At 71.1% G+C, this 23,557-nt stretch carries 21 protein-coding genes and 1 pseudogene; 6 read left to right on the top strand and 16 right to left on the bottom strand.

All coding sequences use genetic code 11. The features are described 5' to 3' along the window. Nucleotide 1: 1 nt before the first annotated feature. Entirely contained in the window at nt 2–853 is an 852-nt protein-coding gene (locus FLW16_RS17660; RefSeq protein ID WP_185949469.1) for a glycosyltransferase family 2 protein, read from the bottom strand. A gap of 4 nt (nt 854–857) precedes the next feature. Here FLW16_RS17660 and FLW16_RS17655 point away from each other — a divergent pair, with 4 nt between their 5' ends. The 3 genes and pseudogenes from FLW16_RS17655 to FLW16_RS45230 form a co-directional block, all read left to right on the top strand. Continuing rightward, entirely contained in the window at nt 858–1,403 is a 546-nt protein-coding gene (locus FLW16_RS17655; protein ID WP_142561201.1) for a dTDP-4-dehydrorhamnose 3,5-epimerase family protein, read from the top strand. Nucleotides 1,404–1,415: 12 nt separating this feature from the next. Beyond that, nucleotides 1,416–2,312: a right-handed parallel beta-helix repeat-containing protein gene (locus tag FLW16_RS17650; RefSeq protein WP_142561200.1), complete on the top strand. Its 897-nt coding sequence runs from the start codon at nt 1,416–1,418 to the stop codon at nt 2,310–2,312. After that, nucleotides 2,309–2,887 (top strand): annotated as a pseudogene (locus FLW16_RS45230) (phosphatase PAP2 family protein); the annotation flags it as partial. The gene FLW16_RS17650 and the pseudogene FLW16_RS45230, both read left to right, overlap by 4 nt. Before the next feature lie 163 nt (nt 2,888–3,050). Here FLW16_RS45230 and FLW16_RS17640 read toward each other — a convergent pair. Genes FLW16_RS17640 through FLW16_RS17630 form a run of 3 tightly spaced genes read right to left on the bottom strand, consistent with a single transcriptional unit; the run spans nt 3,051 to nt 6,326 of the window. Further along, nucleotides 3,051–4,571, bottom strand: a complete 1,521-nt coding sequence (locus tag FLW16_RS17640; protein ID WP_260615356.1) for an O-antigen ligase — start codon at nt 4,569–4,571, stop codon at nt 3,051–3,053. Nucleotide 4,572: 1 nt separating this feature from the next. Then, nucleotides 4,573–5,352: a hypothetical protein gene (locus tag FLW16_RS17635; RefSeq protein WP_142561198.1), complete on the bottom strand. Its 780-nt coding sequence runs from the start codon at nt 5,350–5,352 to the stop codon at nt 4,573–4,575. Nucleotides 5,353–5,366: 14 nt separating this feature from the next. Continuing rightward, nucleotides 5,367–6,326 carry a hypothetical protein gene (locus FLW16_RS17630; protein WP_142561197.1) on the bottom strand — a complete coding sequence of 320 codons (960 nt, stop codon included), beginning with the start codon at nt 6,324–6,326 and terminating at the stop codon, nt 5,367–5,369. Between the two features lie 156 nt (nt 6,327–6,482). On the opposite strand from FLW16_RS17630, the gene FLW16_RS17625 reads away from it, so the two are divergent. Next, a complete protein-coding gene (locus FLW16_RS17625; RefSeq protein ID WP_142561196.1) occupies nt 6,483–7,673 on the top strand; it encodes an acyltransferase in 1,191 nt (396 codons plus the stop codon). A gap of 3 nt (nt 7,674–7,676) precedes the next feature. Here the strand turns inward: FLW16_RS17625 and FLW16_RS17620 are convergent, their stop codons facing one another. The 8 genes from FLW16_RS17620 to FLW16_RS17585 are packed head-to-tail and all read right to left on the bottom strand — an operon-like array spanning nt 7,677 to nt 16,078. Next, nucleotides 7,677–8,573, bottom strand: coding sequence for a glycosyltransferase family 2 protein (locus tag FLW16_RS17620; protein ID WP_142561195.1), 897 nt, complete (start codon nt 8,571–8,573; stop codon nt 7,677–7,679). Between the two features lie 32 nt (nt 8,574–8,605). Beyond that, nucleotides 8,606–10,093 (bottom strand): oligosaccharide flippase family protein, encoded by a 1,488-nt coding sequence (locus FLW16_RS17615; protein ID WP_142561194.1) that lies wholly within the window; start codon nt 10,091–10,093, stop codon nt 8,606–8,608. Further along, nucleotides 10,090–11,106: a hypothetical protein gene (locus tag FLW16_RS17610; protein ID WP_142561193.1), complete on the bottom strand. Its 1,017-nt coding sequence runs from the start codon at nt 11,104–11,106 to the stop codon at nt 10,090–10,092. The genes FLW16_RS17615 and FLW16_RS17610 overlap by 4 nt, the downstream gene beginning before the upstream one ends. Nucleotides 11,107–11,111: 5 nt before the next feature. Beyond that, a complete protein-coding gene (locus FLW16_RS17605) occupies nt 11,112–12,386 on the bottom strand; it encodes a DUF4910 domain-containing protein (protein WP_260615355.1) in 1,275 nt (424 codons plus the stop codon). Next, a complete protein-coding gene (locus tag FLW16_RS17600) occupies nt 12,383–13,411 on the bottom strand; it encodes an NAD(P)-dependent oxidoreductase (RefSeq protein WP_142561192.1) in 1,029 nt (342 codons plus the stop codon). The genes FLW16_RS17605 and FLW16_RS17600 overlap by 4 nt, the downstream gene beginning before the upstream one ends. A 5-nt stretch (nt 13,412–13,416) precedes the next feature. Beyond that, on the bottom strand, nt 13,417–14,079 hold the full coding sequence (locus tag FLW16_RS17595) for a PIG-L deacetylase family protein (protein WP_221891136.1): 663 nt from the start codon (nt 14,077–14,079) through the stop codon (nt 13,417–13,419). Then, nucleotides 14,076–14,855 carry a sugar phosphate nucleotidyltransferase gene (locus tag FLW16_RS17590; RefSeq protein WP_142561191.1) on the bottom strand — a complete coding sequence of 260 codons (780 nt, stop codon included), beginning with the start codon at nt 14,853–14,855 and terminating at the stop codon, nt 14,076–14,078. The genes FLW16_RS17595 and FLW16_RS17590 overlap by 4 nt, the downstream gene beginning before the upstream one ends. After that, nucleotides 14,852–16,078 (bottom strand): class I SAM-dependent methyltransferase, encoded by a 1,227-nt coding sequence (locus FLW16_RS17585; RefSeq protein WP_142561190.1) that lies wholly within the window; start codon nt 16,076–16,078, stop codon nt 14,852–14,854. The genes FLW16_RS17590 and FLW16_RS17585 overlap by 4 nt, the downstream gene beginning before the upstream one ends. 122 nt (nt 16,079–16,200) lie before the next feature. Here FLW16_RS17585 and rfbC point away from each other — a divergent pair, with 122 nt between their 5' ends. Continuing rightward, a complete protein-coding gene (rfbC, locus tag FLW16_RS17580) occupies nt 16,201–16,791 on the top strand; it encodes a dTDP-4-dehydrorhamnose 3,5-epimerase (protein ID WP_142561189.1) in 591 nt (196 codons plus the stop codon). Here the strand turns inward: rfbC and rfbD are convergent. After that, a complete protein-coding gene (rfbD, locus tag FLW16_RS17575) occupies nt 16,773–17,615 on the bottom strand; it encodes a dTDP-4-dehydrorhamnose reductase (RefSeq protein ID WP_142561188.1) in 843 nt (280 codons plus the stop codon). The genes rfbC and rfbD overlap by 19 nt on opposite strands. Then, nucleotides 17,612–18,580, bottom strand: coding sequence for a dTDP-glucose 4,6-dehydratase (gene rfbB / locus FLW16_RS17570; RefSeq protein ID WP_142561187.1), 969 nt, complete (start codon nt 18,578–18,580; stop codon nt 17,612–17,614). The genes rfbD and rfbB overlap by 4 nt, the downstream gene beginning before the upstream one ends. A 231-nt stretch (nt 18,581–18,811) precedes the next feature. Here rfbB and FLW16_RS17565 point away from each other — a divergent pair, with 231 nt between their 5' ends. Then, entirely contained in the window at nt 18,812–20,680 is a 1,869-nt protein-coding gene (locus tag FLW16_RS17565; protein WP_142561186.1) for a DUF4082 domain-containing protein, read from the top strand. Between the two features lie 56 nt (nt 20,681–20,736). On the opposite strand, the gene FLW16_RS17560 is transcribed toward FLW16_RS17565, so the two are convergent. After that, entirely contained in the window at nt 20,737–21,801 is a 1,065-nt protein-coding gene (locus FLW16_RS17560; protein ID WP_142561185.1) for a glucose-1-phosphate thymidylyltransferase, read from the bottom strand. A gap of 1 nt (nt 21,802) precedes the next feature. Next, the gene (locus FLW16_RS17555; RefSeq protein WP_260615354.1) at nt 21,803–23,200 is read right to left on the bottom strand and encodes a sugar transferase; all 1,398 of its coding nucleotides are present in this window, start codon (nt 23,198–23,200) and stop codon (nt 21,803–21,805) included. Nucleotides 23,201–23,557: the final 357 nt, after the last annotated feature.

Below are 23,557 nucleotides of genomic sequence, written 5' to 3'. Positions count from 1 at the left end.
GCTACGCCTGGACGCGACTGCCGGTGTCGGTGCCCCAACGACGGTGACTCGAGCCTCCCGACAGGGCCCGCAGCCGGGTGAGCGCGCGGTCGAGGGCGAGGACGGCCAGATAACAGGCCGCGTCGAGCCGGGTGACCGCGCGCCCCGCCACCAGGGCCCGCAGCGCGCCGAGCTCCAGCCGCCCTTCCGCCAGCGGCAGGCCCAGCGCGTCGAGCTCACGGTTGCCCTGCCGTACGCGCACGCGGCGGCGCAGGTGCGCGCGGACCGTCCGGGCGGGGCGCACCAGGGACCAGGCGCCGGCCACCACGGCCCGCTCCTTCGGCGCGAACGTCCGGTGGACGAATCCGTCGTCGGAGATCACGTCCGGCATGGGGAAGACCCGGGCGTGCCCCTCCTCGGTCAGCACGTACACGCCGACGCCGGACAGCGCGCGAGACGGGGCGATGAGCAGATCATGCACCTTGTGCACCCGCCTGGAGATCGCGCTCGCGCCGTCCAAGTCCCACCGCGGGACCGGCGCGCAGGCGAGCACCCCGGGCCGGGCCGCCGCCACGAGCGCGCGCACCGACTCCGCCGTCAGCACGACGTCGGCGTCCAGATAGACCCGCGGGAACGTCCGGCACGCCTCGTCGCCGAGCCGCAACGCGTTGGCCTTGCCGGGCGTCGCCGTCTCCAGGACCCGCACGCCGGCTCTCCTGGCCGCCTCGGCCGTATCGTCGGTGCACGCGTTGGCGACCACCACGACGTCGAACTCACCGGGCGCCGTCCCGTCCAGCAGCCGGGCGAGGTTGCCGGCGATAACGCCCTCCTCGTTGTGCGCGGGCACGACGACGCTCACGATCGGAAGGGTCACAGCATTGAGAGTAGAGCGAACGGCCATCGACGGGGCGCTGCTGTTCGTACCGACACCGCACCGTGACGAGCGGGGGCTGTTCACCCGCACGTTCGACGCGCACGTCGCGGCGAAGGCCGGGCTGGACCCGGCCGCCTTCGTTCAGGACAGCCAGTCGCGCTCCCGCGAGGGGACGATCCGCGGCATGCACGGCCGGTCCGGGCACGGCGAGGCCAAGCTGGTGCGGTGCGCCCGCGGAGCCGTGTGGGACGTGATCGTGGACGCCCGGCCGGACTCGCCGACGTTCGGCGTGCAGACGTCGGTCCTGCTCGACGACGAGACGTTCCTGACCCTGTACGTCCCCCCCGGGCTGCTGCACGGCTTCCAGGCCCTGACGGACGCCGACGTCTGCTACCGGATCGACAGGGAGCACGACCCGTCCGAGGACCTGTCGGTGCGCTACGACGATCCGGACCTGCGAATCCCGTGGCCCCAACCGGCCTCTCTCATCAGTGAGCGCGACCTGGCCGCGGGAAGTTGGGCACAATTGCGGGACCGGCTACGCACCTGAAAGCGAGCGTCCATGCGACGGCGAGGGGTCTCCCTGGCACCTGTGGCGGCGGCCCTCGCCGCCGTGCTGATGCTGCTCAGCTGCTCTCCCTCGGCGGAGAACCCCTCCGAGGCGTCCGTGTCCCCCACCAGACCGCCCGCCGCACGGTGCCCCGGGTATCCGGCGCCGGCCTGCACAGGGGTCCCTCCGGGAACACGGCTGACGCCCCTGCCCCTCACGGAGGAGGGCGCCTACCGCGTCACGGTCTCGGGGACCGTCCTCGACCGTGTGCACATCGCCGGCGACCTGCTGATCACCGCCCGCGACGTGAAGATCAGCAACAGTCAGATCGACGGCATCGTGCTGGACAGCTACGCCGGCAAGACCTACTCGTTCACCATCACCGACTCGACCGTGGGCACGGCAGGCAGGTGCCAGTCGATGCCCGGCGTCGGGGACACCGACTACACGGCCGTACGGGTGCTCGTGCGGGGCCACGGGGACGGCTTCCGCGACTCGGGGAACAACGTCACGATCCGGGACTCCTACGTTCATCTCTGCTCCAACCCCGGCGACCATTCGGACGGCATCCAGACGTACGTGGGCGGCAAGGGGCTGGTCTTCCAGCACAACACGGTCGACCAGCGCGACGCGAAGGACATCACCGCACCGATCTTCATCACCGACCCCCGCATGTCGGACGTGACGGTGACCGACAACCTCGTCATGGGCGGCACGTACAGCATCCAGGTCAGGAACGTCCGAAATCGCGCCGTGGTCCGCGACAACAAGCTGGTCGACAAGTCGTGGGTGTACGGGCCCGTCGACACGGACTGCGACAAGGTCGACTGGTCGGGCAACACGCTGGTGACGATCGACAAGGACTACCGGATCGTCTCGACCGTCGGTCCCCTCCCCTGCACGGGATGACGACGTCCCGGCGGGCCGTCCTCACCGCGTGCTGCTGCCTCGTCCTGCTGGTGGTCGTCTACCTGCTGGCGGTGTGGACGGTGCCGGGGCAGCGATTCGAGGACGCGGTGCTTGAGGATGCGCAGCGCGTGGCCGGCGGCCGGCAGGAGGAGGCCGCCCTCGCCGCCCTCGGCACGATCTCGCGTTACTCCCTGGCCGGCGTGCTGCTGCTGGTGTGCGCCGTCGCGCTGGTCCGGCGCAGTCCCCTGCTCGCGGTCGCCGGTGCCGCGGTCATCGGGGGATCGGTCGTCACGACCGAGGTGTTGCGGCACCTGGTCCTGCTGCGGCCGATCCTGCTGCCGTCCGGCGTACGGCGGGATGACCAGAGCTTCCCCAGCGGCCACACGGCGGTCGCGATGTCGGTCATGTGCGCGCTCGTCCTCGTGATCCCCCACCGGTTCCGCTGGGTCGTGGTGCTCCCCACCTCGGCCTGGGCCACCGCCGTCGGCGCCTCCACCGTCACCGCCAACTGGCACCGGCCGAGCGACACGATCGGCAGCGATCTGATCGTGCTGGCCTACGCGTGCGCGGCGGTCGCGTTCCTCGTACGCGTCGGGGCGACGCGGGAGGCTGAGCCTCTCGGCCCGCTGGGACGCGTCGAGATGCGCCTGCTCATCGGGCTGCACGTGGCCGGGGCCGTGGCGGGGCTCGCGGTCGCGGTCCTCGCGGCCCCCGGCGGAGACGGCGATCCGGCCGCGCTCAGGGCCGGCCGGGCGATCGCCCTGGCAGGGGGAGCCACGGTAGCCGCGACCATGCTCGGTCTGCTGCGCCGAACCGACCTGGGGCCCGCTCCGCGTGGTCGTCCTCCCATGCCCGCACCGCCGCCTCCCGCTGGGCCGAGCGCAGCGACGCACCCGACGCCCCGATGAGCAGGAAGGCGACACCGGTGACGGTGGCGAACGACAGCAGGTCGAAGGTCGCGGAGCCGACCAGCGGCACGACCAGACAGGCGGCGAGCGTCAGGCCGAGGTCGCGCCGGGCCGGGTCCACGCTCAACCGGCGGGCCCGCACGGCCGAGTAGATCCCGCAGAAGAACAGCGCCACGAAGACGACGACGCCGACGGCTCCGCTCTCCACCGCGGTCAGGATGTACTGGTTGTCGAAGACCTGGTATTTCGGTGCGTACCAGGTGCCGATGCCCCGGCCGAGCCACAGGTGCCTGGCGACCTCGGTAGCCGCGACATCGTAGTCGTGGGTGCGGTACTGCACGCTGCTGTCCGTGCCGGCGTTGGCGAACAGCCCGTAGAGGGTGTTGAGCAGGCCGGGGAACGTCAGCTTCGCCACGACCAGAAAGACCGCCGTGACGATCAGGGCCTGGACCTTGCGCCGCACGGGCCACCCGATGATCAGGATGATTCCGACGACTCCGACACCCAGGACCGCCGACCGCGACACGGAGAACAGCAGGCCCATGCCGATGAGCGCCGCGCACAACCACCAACGCAGGGCGCCACGGCCGCCGCGGAATCCGTAGTGGACGGCGAGGGGCAGCAGCATGGAGCACAGCACGCCGAACTCGATCGGATGCCCCGTGGTGGCGGCCACCCGCCGCATGGAGTCACGCATGTCGACCGGCCCGCCCTCCGAGGCGAAGCGCAGACCGGGCAGCGCGAGATACTGAGTGAGGTCGAGGTCGGCCATGAACTGCAGCGCGCCGATGACCGCGATCACCGCGCCGCCCGCCACCATCGTTTTCAGCAGGAAGTCCAGGCGCTCCGGCGTGCGGACCCCGTCGCAGACGGCCAGCGCGATGCCGACGCTCGCCAGGACCAGGACCAGGGCGTGGTCGGACAGCTTCAGCTCGTCGCCCGGAAGGTAGCCGTAACTGGCCACGCCGTAGGTGGCCGCCAGCGCGAGGACATAGCAGAACAGCGCGGTGCGCACGGGGGTGCGGCCCTTCGCCACGCCGAGTGTGGTGGTGAACTGCGCGCACAGCCAGCACATGCCGGCGAGCAGGCTGAGGATGTTCGCGGGCGTCAGCGACAGCGGCAGGCCCCTCAGGACCAGCCGAGCCGGGATGATCAGCAGCGACAACGCGAACAGGGCCGCCAGCGTCGCACCGTCGGCACGACGGCCCGCCCCGGGCAGGAGCGGATCGGCGAGGACCGGGTCGCCGGGGAGTGGAGCGCCGCGCATCGGCGCCGCGCCGAGCACCGGCAGGGTCAGAGTGCGGCGGGCGTCCTGGTCGTCGGCCCCGCGGGCCGGCCGGTCTGCGGGCATCTCAGCCGCTCACCGCCGGTTGGCGTCCCTCGGAGGGACGCGGTCGCGTCGGATCCGCCATGGAGACGGAGGACGGCGCGTGCCCTCCGGCATCGGCGCCTCCGCCGGCCCTGCGCACCTTCCTGCCCTTCCTCACGCGCATCGCCTGGGCGATGCTCTCGGCGGCGAAGGCCGCCACGAGGGTGGCGGCCACGCCCAGGGCCAGGGCCACGGCGGCCGACCGCATCTTGCGGCCCTTCTGCGGCTCCGGCGTGGTCGCCGGCACGGCTCGGTCGATCCTGATGAACGTGGCGCGCGGCGCCTTGAGCGCCTCCTGCCGCTGGGCCAGGACCTTCCTCGCCTGCGCTTCCACCCGCAGCACGACATCCTGGGCCGCCGCCGGGGACGTGCTCTCGCCGGTGATGAAGACGAACGGCGTCTGGGCCAGCAACTCCGGGTTGGTGCTGCCGTTGTTGACCTCGTAGCTCGGATCGCCCTCGGGCGACGCTCCGAGCGCCGCCGCGGTCTCCGGCGTGCTGAGGACTCCGATGAGGATCGAGGCCGTCATGCTGAGTCCCCGGTCGAAGTTGAGCAGGGGGTTCGTCAGCCCGTTCGGATACCTGGGGTTGCTCGGCAGGCTGCCGCCCGTCGTCGGGGTCGTCAGCACCAGAACCGTCGTGGACGTGTAGGTGACCGGGATCGACAGATAGACCGCGAGGGTCACGCCCACCGCCAGCGCGAAGGCGGGCAGCGTCACGAACCAGCGCCGGAAGACGACGACGACGGTCCCCCAGAAGTCCATGGACCGCTCCTCGCTCAGCCGGCGCGCGAGGCGGGGCGGGACACGTCCTCGCCGGACCCGTCGCCGATCGGGTCGCCGTCGGGGTCGGGCGCGAGCCGTAGCCCTCCGGAGCGGTCGCCGCCCTGCGGCTCCTCTGACACCACGACGATGACGGCGGTCGCGTCGTCGTCCCAGTTCTGAGAGGGTCTCGACGCGGGCGGAGCCGTGGTGGCCGGCGCGGCGTCGGCGTCCGGCGGCGGAACGACCGGCTCGTACACCGACGGCGTGATGGCCGGACGCTGCGGCTGAGCCACCCATGGGGCGTGGACGACGTACGACGCGCGGCGGTTGCCGCGCTGCCGGTCCACGAGGTAGGCCAGGCCGAAACCGACGACCATGACGGCCAGCAGGCCACCGGCGGCCGCGCCCCACTTGATCGTCCGCTTCGCCTCGGGCGTCCCGGGCGGCATCACGTCGGTGATGGCGATGTACGTGGACGGCGGCGCCTTCAGCGCCCGCTGCCTGGCGGCGAGTTCCGCGCGGATGAGCTGCCCGGCCTTCCGTACGGTCGCGTCGGCCACCGCCGGGGACCTGCTGTCCACCTCGACGTAGACGAACGGGCCGTTGGTGCTGACGCCGAGCAGGTCGGGATTGGTGCGGCCGTCGTTGATCGTGACCTCGGTGGAGCCGCCGGGTTTGACGCCGAGGCGGGTCATCATCTCCGGAGTGTTCATCGACAGGATGAGGATGCCCGCCGTGGTCCGCAGACCGTCGTTGAACTGCAGGAGCGGGTTGGTGAGCCCGGCCGCCTCCTTGGGATCGGGCGAAAGGGTGCCGCCGCTCGTCGGCGTCGTCAGGACCATGGCCGTGCTGGAAACATACGTGGTGGGCAGCATGAGATAAGCGACCACGGCCACGAGAATTGCGAGCGCGAATATCGGCGGGCCCACGGACCGGCGGCGAGCGAGCGTGAAGATGCTCTTCCAGAAGTCCATGCTTCCCCGCCCTCCGTGACCATATACGTCCGGCCACCCGAGAATGTACTTTACCAATCATGGGTTGGCGCGACCCGGTTCAAACGGTCCAACAAACCGTTACATCTGGCAACCCTCACGCAGCGTTACCGGCCTTCCCGAGCGGAGCGGAACGAATTGGACAAATCGTCCACGCAACGGGTCGTAAGCAGGGATTTCACCGCGCCTACGGCGCGTCGCCGGCTGGAAGGGCTGGACGGCATCCGGGGGCTGGCCGCTCTGTTCGTCGTCCTGCATCACTGCTGGCTGATGGCGTTCCCCGGGTTTCCCGGCAACGGCGGACCCTGGTGGCTCGGCTGGCTCCTCTACGGCCACTTCGCCGTGGTGGTCTTCATCGTGCTGTCCGGGTTCTCGCTCGCTGTCTCCCCTGCCCGGTCGCAGTGGCGGCTCGGCGGGGCGGGCCGTTTCGCGCGTAGGCGCGCCTGGCGGATCCTCCCGCCCTACTGGGCCGCGCTGGCGTTCAGCCTCGCCGTCGCCTGGACCCTGGCTCCCCAGCCGGGCGAGGGCCCGCCCACGGCCAGGTCGGTCCTCCTGTACGGCCTGCTGCTGCAGGACGTGGCCGGCTCCCCCAGCCCCAACGGCGCCTTCTGGTCCATCGCGGTGGAAGCCCACCTCTACATCCTCTTCCCTCTGATGCTGCTGGTTCTTCGGGGTGCGGGAGCCGCGGTCATGCTCGCCGCGGTGACCGTGCCCGTCGCAGCCGTCGGACTGCTCGCCCCCTCGGTGCCGCTGGTGGACAAGCTCCTGCGGTTCACCCCGCAGTTCGCGGTGCTGTTCGCGCTCGGGATCGTCGGCGCGGGCATGGCGGCCAGGGCGGGGACGGAGGCCGCCGGGAGACCGCCGAAGGCCGCCGCCCTCCGGCCGTGGTGGGCCCTGGCGGCGGCCCTGCCCGTGGTCGCGGTCATCGTGGCGGCGGGGCCGGTCTGGACGGTCGAGCACTACTACTGGGTGGACATCGCGATGGGCCCGGCGGTGACCCTGCTGCTCGTGTCCGTGGCGTCGGGCCGGCCGGCCCCGCTGGTCCGGCTGCTCGACAGCCGCCCGATCCGCGGTCTCGGCCACTTCTCCTACAGCCTCTATCTGATCCACGCGCCGATCGTCGTGGCGCTGAGCACGCTCGTGGTGAGCCCGGCGGCCGGACACGGCCTCACGGCGTTCCTCCTCACCACGGTCCTGGCCGTGCCGCTGAGCCTCCTGGTGGCGCGGCTGTTCGCCGCGGTGTTCGAGCTGCCCTTCCTCCGGCACCGGTCCTGGCCGGCGCTGCGGGCGGCCGCCTCCGCCCGCTTCGCGCGCGGCACCGCGCCGTAGGCGTCAGCCCCGTCCGGCGCCCACCAGTCCGGTCACGAGCCGGGCCGCCTTGCGGCCCCGCCGGACGGCCACCCGCCGCTGCCTCCGGGCGTACATCCGGTAGACGGCCGCCCGCGCCCGGGCCCGCTGCTCGGGGGTGAGCGGCGCCTCCCCCAGCCAGCGGAGCATCTCACGGCACTGCAGGGTGGTCGCGAAGCGCGCCTGCCAGGACGGCACGCCGAGGCGGCGGGCCAGCACCGGCATCGTCTCGTGCTTCCAGTTCCGGTGCCCGAGCACCTCCGCCACGTGCCCCCACGGCCCGGCGAGCGCGAGCTTCGCGGCGAAGACCTCGTCCTCCCGCAGCATGTTGCGGCGGGGGATCGGCAGCACCGCCTCCCGTCTCATCAGCCCGTAGAGCGGGTCGATCATCAGGTGGCTCTCGTTCAGCATGCGCAGCATCTCGGCGAACCGCTCGACCGGGTCGCCGGAACCCAGCGCGGCCCCCTCGTAGGCGGCGGTCTCGGTTCTGCCGTCCGGCCCCGTGTAGGCGATCTGCGTGGTCACCAGGATGAGCCGCTCGTCCTCGGCGAACAGGTCGAGCGAGCGCGAGACGCACCGGGGGTCGAGCCGGTCGTCGTCGCCCACCCACCGGAAGTACGGCCCCTCGGCCAGGCGTATCACCGCCTTGAAGTTGTTGAGGAGCCCGATGTTCTCCGCCTGCCGCCGATAGCGGATCCGGCCGTCCGAGCGGGCCAGCTCCCGGCAGACCTCCTCGGTCCCGTCGGTGGAGGCGTTGTCGGAGATGATCAGTTCGAGGTTCTCGTGGTCCTGCGCGAGCACGGATTCCACCACGTCGCGCAGCCGCCCCTCCGCGTTGCGCACGGGCAGTCCGACGGACACCAGGGTGTCGTGAGAGGCCATGACATTCCTTCCAGCCGCGACTCGGCGCGTCTTCACGAACGGGCGGGGACGAGCCGCGCCAGACGGCTGCCGAGCCCCTTGAGCTGGGCCGCGGGCACGACGATCAGCACGTAGACGACCAGGCCCGCCCCTCCGGCGGCGACGAGTTCGAGCAGGAGGATGTGGCCGGTCACCCGGCTCACCAGGAGGATGACGACCGCCGCCGCCGCGGCCCCGGCCAGCGGGCGCACCAGTGCGGGCAGGACGGGCCGCAGGTTCACCCCGGACCGCTGCAGGGCCCAGACCGCCAGCGGCAACGCGACGACCAGGCCGACGACGGCGTGCGCGATCGCGGCGCCGCGGATCCCGTCCAGCCCGATCCCGACCAGCAGCGCGGCGACCAGGGCCACGGCCCAGCCGGCGTTCAGCCACACGGTCGCGCGGGTGGCGCCGACCGAGGTGAGGATGTCGAAGGCGAGTCCGGTGAGCATCCGCACGACCATGAGGACCGCCAGGAACCGCAGCACGCCGGCCGCCATGTTCCACTGGGTGCCGTACAGGGTGATGATGATCGCGTGGGCGAGCGTGGCCATCACCACCGCCACCGGCAGCACGAACGCGACCAGGAGCGGCACCGAGCGCCGCACGCCCTCGGCGAGCGACTCCTGGTCGCCCTCCGCGAGGCGGGAGAAGCCGGCGATGGAGACGTAGCGGATGGCCGTGCCGATCAGGCCGGGCACCCAGCTGGACACGTTGAACGCGAGCAGGTAGAACCCGAGCATCGTCATACCGAGCCGGTCGCCGACGATGACGTAGTCGGCGTTCATCAGCACCGACTCCAGGCCGAGGCTCGCCGCCAGCGGCAGGCCGAACCGGAGGAGCCGTACGGCGATCGCCCGGTCGACGGCGATGCGGACGGGCACCCGGGCGAACACGAACACCAGCACGCCCGTCACCACGGAGGCGCCGAACTGACCGGCCGCGAAGCTGTAGGCGCCGGCGCCCATGGTGGCGAGCGAGACGGCGATCGCCGCGTTCGCCAGCACTCCGGCCAGGTTCGCCTTGGTCAGCTTGTCCTGCTCGAAGTGGCGCATCAGCGCGCCCGCGCGGACCGCAGTGATGCCGTCGACGAGGATGACGGCCGTGAGCAGGCGGACGACGCCGGTCGCCTGCTCGCTGCCCGCCAGGGTGGAGAAGTACGGCGCGCCGACCCAGAAGATGCCGTAGACCCCGGTGCTGAAGACGACGGCCAGCACGCTCGCCGTGGGCGCCATCTCCTCGAGTTTGCCCCGCCACTGCACTGTGGCGGCGATGAGACCCGCGTCGTTGACGTGCATGACGAACTGCGTGGCCGCGAGCGCGATCGCGTAGAGGCCGAAGTCCGCGGGGGCCAGCAGGCGGGCCAGGACCAGCCCCATGGCGAACGAGCCCATGCGCGTGAGCAGCGTGCCGAACAGGCTCCAGCGGAGGCCACGACCGGCCTGGCGGCCGATCGTGCCCACGGTACCGGCGTCGTTGCCGGGTTCTTCTTGTGCGGTCATACGGGATGCGGCTCCTCGATGCGCTCCAGCCAGATCTCTCGCCAGAAGGGGACGAACTCACGCGGGCAGTTGGAGTTGTAGACGCCGGCGCAGACGATGTCGTCGAGGACGATGCAGGGATTCTTCATCCGCAACATCCGTCCGCTCTTCTCGTCGATGCACCTGTCCACCCGGGCACGGACCCGCGCGGTGCGACCGCAGTAGCGGGCCATCTCCTCCTCGAACCCCATGCCCCGGTTGAGGAGGTCGTCGTTGAGCGTGCGGAGGATCTCCGCCTTGGACCTGATTCTGACCAGCTCGCCGGGCTGGAGGCCGAGCTCCGCGGTCGGGGTGCGCCTGCCGGCCGTCCCCCTGAGCCCTCCCCAGCGCCGGCCTCCCCTGATCCACCATGTCCGGGGGAAGACCTTCTTGCTGATGTCCTGGTAGCGGTTGAACAGCGCGATCAGGAAGGCGCGCAGCACCGGCAGCACCCCGGCGTTGCCCGTGCGCACGTCGTCGACGTACTGCCGGACGTCCCTGAACGGCAGGCAGACGGGGGCCGCGCGCAGCAGTTCGGTGGCCTGGCACGAGTAGCGCTCCTCGCCGTCCTCCGCGGGCGGCCTGCGGCTGTTGACCTCCAGGAGCGGCAGCAGGGCGCGGGCCGGCCGGGGCGCCTGCGCGGGCGGGTCGTCCGGATCCACCCGCCTGAGCCAGGCCTCCTTCCAGTACAGGGAACAGGCCGTCTGGCAGCCGCCGTGCGCCGAGCCGTCGCACCGCGCCCCGGTCAGATGCACGGCGTTGTCCATGCGCCGCATGCCGCTGCGGCTGATCGTGTCGCACAGCTTGTGCGCCACCTTGTGCACCCTCATCCGTTGCCCGCAGAAGCGCAGCATCTCCGGCATGAAGGGGAGGTTGTCCAGCTCGCCGTTCTCGTCGAGGGTGGCGAGGATCTCCTCCTCGCTCCGGACCTCCACCAGGTCGCCGACGCGCAGCTTGCGCGTGCCGGGCCTGCTGCCGGTGTCCAATTGGGTCATCCCTGTTACTCCTTGAGCAATCCGGCGCTCTGCAGCGCCAGCGCGGCGTCCGCCACGAGGGGAAAGGACAGTCCGGAGCGTTCCGCGATGTCGAGCAGGCTGTGGTCGCCGTCCGAGAGGTTGAGCACCCACAACATCGCCATCTGGTCGCGCTTGGTGTCGCTCCGGCCGCCGAGTGAGCCGTACAGGCCGCGCCGCCCGAGTTGCGGCTCGCCGTAGGGGCTGAGGTTGAGATAGCGGCGGTCGCGCTCGAGCACGTCCACCGCTTCCCAGAGGGTTTCCAGCGTCTCGGTCATCGCCTCGGGTGAGACGAAACCGGGGTTGTCCGCCGAGGTGTGGTACTCGGGATAGGCGCCGTACGGGGTCCGGGTGAGCGAGCCGACCCCGAGGTCGAACCCGGGCGAGCAGTACTGCCGCTCGTCGTAGCCGTACGGCGAGAAGTCGACGACGGTGTGCGGACGGCCTGAGGCACGCAGGACGTGCTCCATCACCCGGTCGATCTCGGCGTTCCCCCGCCTGCTGCGCTTGTAGGTGAGCGATCCCCTGTCGCCGGCGCAGGCGAGCACGAGCCCGGTCCTGATCCTGCCGACCCGGTCGCGGTTGAGCGCCAGCCAGGTGATCGCCCCGATCGTGCCGGGGGCGAAGACGAACCGGTAGGTGTGGCGAGGCCGCCGTTCCGCCAGCCGCAGGGCGAGCTCCACGGCCACCGCGACGCCGGCGAGGTTGTCGTTGGCCAGCGACGGATGGCAGATGTGGCACGACACCAGGACCTCGTCGGCCGACTCGCCGGGCACGACGTGCTCTGCGTAGGTGAGGTGCCCGTCGGCGAGCGTCGAGTCGATCACCACCTCGTACGGCCCCGGGGGCAGGGCCGCCAGCGTCTCGTGACGCAGGCAGAAGCCCCACGTCTCGGCGTAGTAGCTGGTGCGGTACGGGATCAGGTCGGGCTGCTCGGGCAGCGTGTGCAGGTGCGGGCGCAACTCGTCCAGGGTGAGAGTGGCCGACACCGGCGTGCTGTAGCCGACGACGTGCAGCGACGACTCCGAGAAGTCGATCACCTTGCGGCCGGAGGGGTCCTTGACGTACGCGTCGCGGATGTTCCACTCCTTCGGCACCGTCCAGTCGAGCACCTCCGTGCCGGTCGGCACCTCGCGGACCTCGAGCGGCAGGGACTCCCCGACGATCTCCAGCGTGCGCCGGACCCCGTCGCCCGTGATGCTCCGGCACAGCGGGTAGAGCCGCTCCACCAGTGCGTGCATCCGGCGGCCGACATCGCTCACTCGGCCACCGGCCGCAGGTCGTCGCCGATGGTGCCCGCCCCGCGGCGGTCCGACAGACGGGCGAGCCGGGTGAACCGCCGGTCGAAGTCCCCCTGCCGCAGGCCGAACCGCCGGTAGGCGTCGATCAGCTCGACCGCCCCCTCCTTGACCGTCCACCGGGCCTGGAAGCCCGGGAGCGCCGCGCGCACCCGGGAGAAGTCCACCCGGTACGACCGGGGGTCGTTCCCCGCCTCACCGGTGATGACCAGGTCCGACCCCGGCACCGCCTCGGCCACGTGGGACGCGATCTCCGCGACCGTCACGTTGTTGAGCTCGGTCCCGACGTTGAAGGCCCGGTCGTGGACGGCATCCCGGGGCGCGACCAGCGCCTGGGCGAACGCCTCGGCGATGTCGCCCGCGTGGACCAGCGGCCGCCACGGCGTGCCGTCGGAGAGCACCCGCACCTGATTCGTCAGGAGCGCGTGGCCGACCAGGTTGTTCAGCACGATGTCGGCCCGCAGGCGGGGGGAGAACCCGAACGCCGTGGCGTTGCGCATATAGACCGGCGAGAAGTCGTCGTCCGCGAGCTTCGACAGGTCGTCCTCCACCCGCACCTTCGACTCCGCGTACGGGGTGACGGGCCGCAGCGGGGCGTCCTCGCCGACGAGGTCGTCGCCGCCGGAGGCGCCGTAGACCGAGCAGGTGGATGCGTAGAGGAACCGGCGCACGCCCGCGTCCCTGGCGAGCCGGGCCAGCCGCACGGACGCGTGGTGGTTGATGTCGTAGGTCAGCTCGGGGGCGAGCGAGCCCAGGGGGTCGTTGGACAGGGCCGCGAGGTGCACGACCGCGTCGATTCCGGCGAAGACCTCGGGTCCGGCGTCCCTGAGGTCGACCGCGTGCCCGGGCGGATCGTCGGGGGCCGGGCCGAGGACGCAGTCGGCGAACAGCCCGGAATCGAGGCCGACGACCTCGTGGCCCGCCGCGGCGAGCACCGGGGCCATCACCGTGCCCAGGTAGCCCTGGTGTCCGGTCAACAGCACGCGCATCTGGGTCATTCTCCTGAAAGGTCGAGGGTGAGTTTGGTGACGTGGAACGCCTCGGCGTAGCGCGTGTGGCACTCGATCCCGCGCAGGCGGGCCAGGCCGAGGAATGCCTCCCGGTCGTACCAGGGCTTGTTCCGCTGGGAGGGGTAGTGCTCCAGCAGAAGGTCCGCCTTGGCCTCGGCCACCTCGGGAGACAGGGGGTGGTAGGCCGAGGGCCGCCCGAGGTCGCCGTCCCACTTGGCGATCTCGTAGCCCAGGGTGAGGTGGTCGCGGAACGCCGTGGTGACGAGCTGCGCCAGCCCCTGGTGATCCTGGTGGGCGTCGCCCCGCCAGGGGCCGACGACCAGGTCGGGGTCGCCCGCCGCGCGCAGGTCCTCGACCGCCTCCTTGGCCTCGTCCCAGTGCGCGGGGAGCCGGCCGTCGGGCAGCTTGAGCACGGTGACCCGCAGGTCGGCGCCCGGGCAGAACGCGGCGAGGGCGGCCCGCTCCTCGTCCTCCCGCTCGGTGCCCCCGCCGGACAGCACGAGGGCGTCGACGCGGATGCCGGGACGGGCGCGGCAGACGGTCAGCAGGGTGCCTCCTGCGCCGATGGGCAGGTCGTCGCAGTGGGCGGCGAGCGCGGCGATCCGCGCCGTGCGGCCCTGCGCGAGGGCCGGGACCAGTCCGATCACGACGCCCGCTCCCACAGCGCCCACGGCCGCTCGCCGCGCGAGTACGCGTCGTCGAGAGCCACCCGTTCCTTGACCGTGTCGGTGGGCCGCCAGTAGCCGCGGTACGGGTACGCCTGCAGGCGGCCCCGCTTGGCCAGTTCGGCGCAGCCGTCGCCCACCAGGTCGCCGCCCTCCGGGATGTGGTCGAAGATCTCCTGCCGCAGCACGAAGTAGCCGCCGTTGACCCACAGCGGCATCCGACTGACCGGCGTGATGCCGCCGACCGTCCCCGACTCGCCCAGTTCGATGCAGTGGAAGGTCTCCGACGGCGGGACGACCATCATCAGCGCCCCGGCGTCGGAGGCGGCGAACCGGTCGATCATCTCGGGCAGCGGGGCGTCGCTCAGCACGTCGGCGTAGTTGGCGAGGAACATCTCGTCGCCCTCGAGATGGGGCCGGACTCGCCTCAGCCGCTCCCCGATGGGCGAGTCGATGCCGGTCTGGACGAACGAGATCGACCAGTCGGAGATGTCGGTCGACAGCAGCTCGACCCGGCCCGCCCGCAGGACGAAATCGTTGGACGTCGTCTCCTGGTAGTTGAGGAAGAAGTCCTTGATGTGATGGGACCCGTAGCCGAGGCAGAGGATGAACTCGGTGTGCCCGAAGTGGGCGTAGTAGCGCATCACGTGCCAGATCAGCGGTCGCGGCCCGACGAGCTGCATGGGCTTGGGGACGTCACCGGCGGTGCCGGTGCGCATGCGGGTGCCGTACCCGCCACAGAAAAGGACGACCTTCACGAGACCACCTCCAATCGGGGGATGGGGAAGACCAGGCGGCCTCCCCAGTCACGGACGTGGGCGAGCTGCTCGGTGATCTCCGCACGGAGGTTCCACGGGAGCACGAGCACGTAGTCGGGCCGGTCCTGCTCGATGCGCTCCGGCGGCAGGACGGGAATGCGGGTGCCGGGAGTGAATCTGCCGTGCTTGTACGGATTGCGGTCCACCGTGTAGGACAGCAGGTCCGGCCGGATGCCGCAGTGGTTGAGCAGCGTGTTCCCCTTGCCCGGTGCGCCGTAGCCGACGACGGTCCGGCCCTCCTCCGCGGCCCGGATGAGGAAGGCCAGCAGGTCGCGCCGCACTCGGGCGACCCGGGCGGCGAACTCGGCGTAGCCGGACAGCTCGTGCAGGCCCGCGGCCTTCTCCCTGGCCAGCAGGTCGGTCACTCGCGGGCCCGGCTCCCCCGCCGCCTCGACCGGCCGGGCCCACAGCCGGATCGATCCACCGTGGGTCGGCAGCGACTCGACATCGACGAGGGCCAGCCCGCCGCTCGCCAGGGCCCGCATCGCGGAGGCGACGGTGTAGTACTGGAAGTGCTCGTGATAGATGGTGTCGTACTGCGTGCCCTCGATCAGGGTGAGCAGGTGCTGCACCTCGATCGACACCCAGCCGTCGTCGGCCACCAGGGCCCGCAGCCCCTGGGTGAAGCCGATGACGTCGGGGATGTGGGCGTACACGTTGTTGGCGACGACGAGGTCGGCCGGGCCGTGCTCGGCCCGTACGCCGGCGCCGGTATCCGGCGTGAGGAAGGCCGTGAGGGTCGGCACCCCGGCGTCCTTCGCCGCCTGGCCGACGTTGGCGGACGGTTCGATCCCGAGGCACCGGATCCCGCGCTCGACCACGTGGCGCAGCAGGTAACCGTCGTTGCTCGCCACCTCGACCACGAACGAGGCCCCGGACAGCCCCAGCCGTTCGGCGGCGCCGGCCACGAAGCGGCGGGCGTGCTCCACCCAGGACGTCGAATACGACGAGAAGTACGCGTATTCGGTGAATGTTTCCTCGGGCGTGATGAGTGGGGGAATCTGGGCCAGCCAGCAGTCCGTGCACAGACGCAGATGCAGGGGATACGTGTTTTCCGGCTCGTCCAGCTGTTCCCGCGTGAGGAACCGTTCACACGGGGGTGTCGCCCCGAGGTCGACGATGCTCGCGAGCGCCGTGGACCCGCACAACCGGCACTTTGTCATCAATATGCTCCCTCATCACATGGTTGCCGTCCGAAGACGTGCGGGATCCACGGCTGGTTGCCATGAACGTAATCGTCGTCATGAGCCGATCGAGTTACGGCGGTGTATGCGATGCTTCGACCATGGATCGGCTCAGCATCGCCGGGGCCTGGTGCCACACCCCCCGCATCCACACCGACGAGCGCGGCGCGTTCCTCGAGGCCTTCAGGGCCGCCGACCTGCGGGAGGTCGCCGGACACGGACTGGACCTCGCACAGGTCAACTGCTCCGTCTCCCGGAAGGGGGCGCTGCGGGGGATCCATTTCGCCGACGTGCCGCCGGGGCAGGCCAAGTACCTCACCTGCGTCGCCGGGAGCGTCCTCGACGTCGTCGTGGACCTCAGAGTGGGCTCTCCCACGTACGGGTCCTGGGAGAGCGTGCTGCTGGACGACACCGACCGGCGCGGTCTCTACATCGCCGAGGGGCTGGGCCACGGCTTCCTCACGTTGAGCGAGCAGGCCACCGTCGTCTACCTCTGCTCCCAGCCGTACGCTCCGGGGCGCGAACACGGCGTGCACCCGCTCGATCCCGATCTGGGTATCGAGTGGCCCTCGCACGTGGAGCCGATCCTGTCGGACAAGGACGCCGCCGCCCCGTCTCTCAAGGAGGCGCGCGAGGCGGGGCTGCTGCCGGATCATGACGCCTGCCTCGCCTTCTACGACACGCTCAGGTAGGGCCAGGCCGCGTGCAGGGCCTCGCGCCAGTGCCGCATCGGCGGCAGGCCCGCCCGTGCCCATCGGCCGTGCCCCAGCACGCTCCACGCCGGTCGCGGGGCGGGCCGGGCGAAGGCGGCGGAGGTGGTCGGGACGACCCGGCCGGGGTCCGCGCCGAGCAGCGTGAAGATCTCACGGGCGAACTCGTACCAGGTCGTCCGCCCCGCGTTGGTGCCGTGGTAGACGCCGCCCGGCGCGCCGGAACGGCCCAGCTCGACCAGGCGGGCGGCCAGGTCCGCGGACCAGGTCGGCTGCCCCACCTGGTCGGTCACCACCGACACGGTCTCCCGTTCGGCGGCCAGGCGGATGATCGTGGCCGGGAAGCTGCGGCCGCGGGCGCCGTAGAGCCAGGCCGTACGGACGACGGTGTGGCCGTGCTCCAGCGCGGCCCGCTCCCCGGCCAGCTTCGACCGCCCGTACGCGTTGACCGGGCGCAGCGGGTCGTCGTCCTCGCCGTACGGCTCGCGGCCCATGCCGTCGAAGACGTAGTCGGTGGAGATGTGGATGAGGCGCACCCCGCGCTCGGCGCAGGCCAGTGCGAGCCCCTCGACGGCGCGGCCGTTGACCTCCATGGCCTCGTCCGGGCGGGCCTCGGCGCCGTCGACGTCGGTCCAGGCGGCGCAGTTCGCCACGACGCCGGGAGCGAGGTCGTCCAGGGCGTCCCCCACGGCCCTGTCGTCCGTGACGTCGAGGTCGCGGCCGAAGCCGGTGGCGTCCTCACCGGACAGCGCCTCCATGAGATCCACGCCGAGCATGCCCTTGGCGCCCGTCACCATCCACCTCATGCGCGCGCCCGTAACGGCTTCCACCACTGGGGGTTGTCGACGTACCAGCGGACGGTGCCGGCGAGGCCCTCCTCGAAGGGGACCTCGGGGGCGTAGCCGAGGGCACGCAACTTCCGGTCGTCGAGCGAGTAGCGCCGGTCGTGCCCCTTCCGGTCGGCCACTCGTTCCACCCGGTCCCAGCCCGCGCCGAGCGCGGCCAGCAGCCGTTCGGTGAGCTCCAGGTTGGACAGCTCCGCGGTCCCGGCGATGTGGTAGATCTCGCCGGGCTCCCCCACCTCGGCGACGCGCTGGATGCCCCGGCAATGGTCGGCCACGTGGATCCAGTCGCGGACGTTTCCCCCGTCGCCGTAGAGCGGGACTCTGCGGCCCTCGATGAGGTTGGTGACGAACAGCGGGATGACCTTCTCGGGGTACTGATACGGCCCGTAGTTGTTGCCGCACCTGGTGATCGACACCGGCAGCCCGTGGGTGATCGCGTACGCCCTGGCCAGCATGTCGCCGCCGGCCTTCGCGGCCGAGTACGGCGAGCGCGGGGCCGGCGGCGCGCTCTCGTCCCAGGAGCCCGCGTCGATCGAGCCGTAGACCTCGTCGGTGGACACCTGCACGACCTTCCCGACGTCCGAGGCGAGGCAGGCGTCGAGGAGGGTCTGCACGCCGAGGACGTTGGTGCGCACGAAATCGGCCGCGCCTTCGATCGACCGGTCGACGTGGGATTCGGCCGCGAAATTGATCACCACGTCGTGACCGGGCACCACCTCGCGGAGCAGGGCCGCGTCGCAGACGTCCCCGTGGACGAAGTCGTAACCCCCCTCGACGGGAGCGAGGTTGGCGAGATTGCCCGCGTAGGTCAGCCGGTCCAGCACCGTGACCCGCGCTCCGGCGAAGGCGGGATATCCGCCGGTGAGCACGGTGCGGACGTACTGGGAGCCGATGAAACCGGCGCCACCAGTGATCAATAGCCTCACGTCAGGAATCTCCAGATGTGAATGGTTTTGCACCTAAAGAAGCAATAGGGGAGGACCGCATCGTATTTCAGTAAGGAAACGGGCGACCTGAAGGCGGAGCCCGAGTGAGTGAAAGACGTAATTTGGCCAAATTCATGCGCACTCGTCGTCTCAGGCGTCACAATAGCCCCCGGCAGTGGATCGGCAAGGACAAAACGACGAACTGAGCGTCTCGGCGCGGAGGTCGGAGATATGGCCCCCAACAAACACCCACGCCACGGAGCGAAACCCAGGTACGCCCGCACCTCTCGGTATCTGCCGCGCCCGCGTCCGGCGCTGCTGATCGCGACCGCGCTCGTCGCCGCCGCGATCCCGGTGGCCGCCGTCGTGACGCGGCACAGCGCGAACCCGGGCCCGGTCGCCGCCCCCGAGCCGCGGGTCACGCTGCAGGCCAAGGAGGTCGGCTTCTGGTCCAGGGACGACCGGCTCAGCCCGCCCGTGCACAGGGACAGGAGCCCCGTCGAACTCGGCACCCGCTTCACCGCCGCCCAGGACGGCTGGGTGATCGGCGTGCGCTTCTACAAGGCGCCCGGCGAGAAGGGCACCCACACGGGCAGCCTCTGGGACTCCTCGGGGACGCGCCTCGCCACGGTGACCTTCCGGGACGAGAGCCGTAACGGCTGGCAGGAGGCCCGCTTCGGCAGCGCGGTGCCGGTGGTGGGCGGGAAGGTCTACACCGTCTCCTACCACAGCGAGCACGGCACGTACGCGGGCCGGCCGTCGGCCGGGACACTGCGGTCGGGGCCGCTCAGCACGGCCGCCCGCCGCGTGGGGGTCTACACCTACGGCCCGAGCCGCTTCCCCCACCGGTGGAACCCGAAGAACTACACGTACTACGTCGGCCCCGTCTACCGCTGGCTGGACAGGGAGCCGGCTCCGTCCGGGCGCCAGGTCCCCTCGGCGACCCGGTCCCGGGACGATGTCGTCACGTACACGCCGAGGCCCTGGCCGTCGGTCTCGCGTGTATCGCCGAACCCCTCCGGGGAGATCACGATCGAGCCCTCGGCGCCGCCCTCCTTCGAGCCGACGCCGGGCCCCTCCGTTCCCCCGGTCGTCGAGCCGTCCGCGGAGCCGTCGGCCGAGCTCTCCGTCGTGCCGTCCGCGCGACCGTCCGAGGAGCCGACCACGGTCGTGAGCCCGTCCCGGGAGCCGTCTCGCACGCCCGGCGGCGAGCCGACCGGCGGCCGGCCCACCCAGAGCCCGGCGCACAGCCCCTCGAACCCGGCCCAGAACCCGGCCCAGAGCCCGGCACAGAGCCCGGCGCCCCCGCCGACCGCACCCGCGGGATCCGCCTGCCCCGGCGGCTACCCGACCCCGGCGTGCACCGGCGTCCCCCGCTCGGTCAGCCCCCTGCGGAAGGCGGCGAACCTCGGCGGCAACGACTACCAGGTCACCACACCGGGGACGGTTCTCGACGGCGTGCACATCACCGGCGACCTGGTGATCAACGCCGACGGGGTCACCGTGCGCAACAGTCAGATCGACGGCACGGTCATCAACGAGCGGGGCACCCGGCAGTACTCGTTCACGATCAGCGACTCCACCGTGGGCCCGGCGAACGGCTGCGTCAGCACTCCGGGCGTGGGCGAGTCGCACTACACCGCCACGCGCGTGCTGGTCCGCGGGCACGGGGACGGTTTCCGGGTCTCGGGTGACGACGTCACCATCCGGGACTCCTACGTCCACCTGTGCTCCAACCCCGGCGACCACTCCGACGGCATCCAGACGTACATGGCCGGCAAGGGGCTGGTCTTCCAGCACAACACGGTCGACCAGCGCGACGCCAAGGACATCACCGCGCCGATCTTCATCACCGACCCGCGCGTGGTCGACGTGACGCTCACCGACAACCTCGTCATGGGCGGCACGTACAGCATCCAGGTCAAGAACGCGCACGGCAGAGTGGTCGTGCGGGACAACCGGCTCGTCAACCGCTCCTGGGTGTACGGCCCTGTGGAGGCCGACTGCTCGTCGATCGACTGGTCGGGCAACACGCTCGTCACCGTCGACGACGACTACCGCGTCACGTCGACCGTCGGGGCGCTCCCCTGTCACACCTGACGGCCTGCGGGCGGGGAGCGCGCGTCCTGCCGCGCCCCCGCCCCCGATGTGTCCGCTCATGAGATGATCTGCACCTTGCTGTGGTCGCCCAGCACGAGACGGTGGGCGCGGGGCGCGTGCGGCGCGGGCGTGACTTCGACGTCGTGCCCGATCAGCGAGGCCTCGATCCTGCGCACCCCCTTGATGGAGGCGCGCGACAGCACGATCGAGTACTCGACCTCGCTCCCCTCGATGCGGCAGTCGGCGCCGATCGAGGTGAACGGCCCGATGTAGGAGCCGCTGATGACCGTCCCAGAGCCGACCACGACCGGGCCGACGATGCGGGAGCCGCGCACCGACGCGCCGGCCTCCACCACGACCCGCCCGATGAGCTCGCAGTCCTCCACGTCGCCGTCGATCCGGGGCTCCGCCGACTCCAGCACGAGCCGGTTCACCTCGAGCATGTCGGTGACGTTCCCGGTGTCCTTCCAGTAGCCCGAGATGATCGACGGCTCCACGTCGTGGCCGGCGTCGATGAGCCACTGGATCGCGTCGGTGATCTCGAGCTCCCCCCGCCAGGACGGTTTGAGGTCCGCCACCGCCTCGTGCACCGCCGGAGTGAACAGGTAGACGCCGACCAGGGCGAGGTCGCTCTTCGGCTCGCTCGGCTTCTCGACGAGCGCGACGACCCGGCCGTCGGCGTCCAGCTCGGCGACGCCGAACTGGCGGGGGTCGGACACCCGGGTCAGCATGATCTGCGCGCTCGGCCGCCGCGTCCGGAAGCGCTCGACCAGGCCCTCGATGCCGCCCACCACGAAGTTGTCGCCGAGGTACATGACGAAGTCGTCGTCGCCGAGGTAGTCGCGGGCGATCAGCACGGCGTGCGCCAGCCCGAGCGGCGCCTCCTGACGGAGATAGGTGGCCTGCAGGCCGAACCGGGAACCGTCGCCCACCGCCGCTTCGATCTCGGCGTGCGTGTCGCCGACGACGATGCCGACCTCGCGGATGCCGGCCGCCGCGATCGACTCCAGGCCGTAGAAGAGCACCGGCTTGTTCGCCACCGGGACCAGTTGCTTGGCCTGCGTGTACGTGATGGGCCGCAGGCGGGTTCCGGAGCCGCCGGCCAGGACGAGGGCCTTCACCTCAGTACGCCCCGTCGCCGCGCGTGACCGCCGACCACGTCTTCCAGAGCACCTGCAGGTCCAGCATCAGCGACCAGTTCTCCACATAGCGCAGGTCGAGCCGGACCGACTCGTCCCAGGACAGATCGGACCTGCCGCTGACCTGCCACAGGCCCGTCATGCCCGGCTTGACGACGAGGCGACGGCGCACGTCCACCGCGTACTGCTCGACCTCGGACGCCAGCGGCGGGCGGGGCCCGACCAGGGACATCTCCCCCCGCAGCACGTTGAGGAGCTGGGGCAGTTCATCGAGCGAGTGACGCCGCAGGACGGCCCCCACGCGGGTGATTCTTGGATCGTTCCTAATTTTGAACAGCACGCCGTCTGACTCGTTCTCGTCAAGGAGGACGTCGCGCTGCCTCTCGGCGTCCACGACCATCGTCCGGAACTTGAGCATGTCGAACTCCCGCCCGTGCCGGCCGACCCTGGTCTGCCTGAAGAAGGCGGGCCCGGGGCTCGTCAGGCGGATCGCGACGGCGATGGCGAGCATCGGCATCGCCAGGATCGCCAGCGCGACCGCCGCCACCACCTTGTCGAACGCGCTCTTCACGAGCTGGCGGGCGCCGTCGAGGTCGGGATGCTGCACGTGGAGCAGCGGCATCCCCGCGACCGGCCGCACGCTCACCCGGGGGCCCGCGACATCCATGAGCGCCGGGGCGACGAACAGCTCCGCTCCCCTGGACTCGATGCCCCACGCGAGGCGGCGCAGCGCGGCGCCGTCCAGTTCCGGACAGGCCAGTACGGCCACCGCGTCGGCGGACACCGTGTCGACGACCGCCGCCACGTCGGTGAAGTCCCCGAGCACGGGCACGTCGTCGACGTCGAGCCGCAGGCCGCGGTCCTGCGGACCCGGCAGGCACGCGGCGACGACCCGCATCCCGTGGTACGGCTGCCGCCGCAACTGCATGACCAGGTCGAGGACCGCGGCGCCGTGCCCGACCGCCACGACGCGCCGCAGGTACTCGCCACGCGAGCGGGACCGGTGCAGGCGCTTGCGCATGCGGTGCCGGAAGAGCAGCGTGATGAACGTCGCGAGCGGCACCATCGCCATGACGTAGCTTCTCGCGACGGTGGTCTGCGTGACGTACGCGCCGATCGCGATGGTCGCCACCAGCCCGAAGCCGCCTTGGGTGACCGCGCGGAACTCCTCCGTGCCCTCCCCATGAGCACTCCTGCGGTAGCTGCCGACCAAGCTCATGACACCGGGCCAGAGGATGGTCAAGGTGATGCCGAAGATCAGGTCCACCACGGGTATGAACGCCCCGAGCGCGAGCCGTGTCCCCTCCACCACGCCGAACGCGGAGATCGAACACGCCAGATCGCCGGCCATCAGCAGCCTGAAATAGGCCGCCGTCGCCATGCTGGCGTATCTCCGCTGTTCAACGTGCGTGGTGACAGTTCGCGTCGGGGACGACCCCAACCGCGTCTCCATCTATCACGCCCCTAGTCGCCGGACTTTGCAGACTTGACGCCTGTTGAGCCACACAGGTTGACCTGAAGCACATGCTCTTCGTCGCCCGCTATCCGACTTTGATATTAAAGAGCGATCTACGCCTACGGAACGACGGCTCCTGTCCACATTCGGCCGTCGTGACACTATCGAAATGGCTTGACGGAACGGTCCAATGATGCCGTCTTCGATGGGCTTGGAGAAATGACACCCGAAGTATGCACCCCCGTAACCTGCCGAAATGCACTCCTCGTGCGGGGGCTGCGA

The organism is Microbispora sp. KK1-11, from assembly GCF_006874435.1.
In the GTDB taxonomy this organism is placed as follows: Bacteria; Actinomycetota; Actinomycetes; order Streptosporangiales; family Streptosporangiaceae; genus Microbispora; species Microbispora catharanthi.
This window is presented reverse-complemented; position numbering and strand designations above follow the sequence as displayed.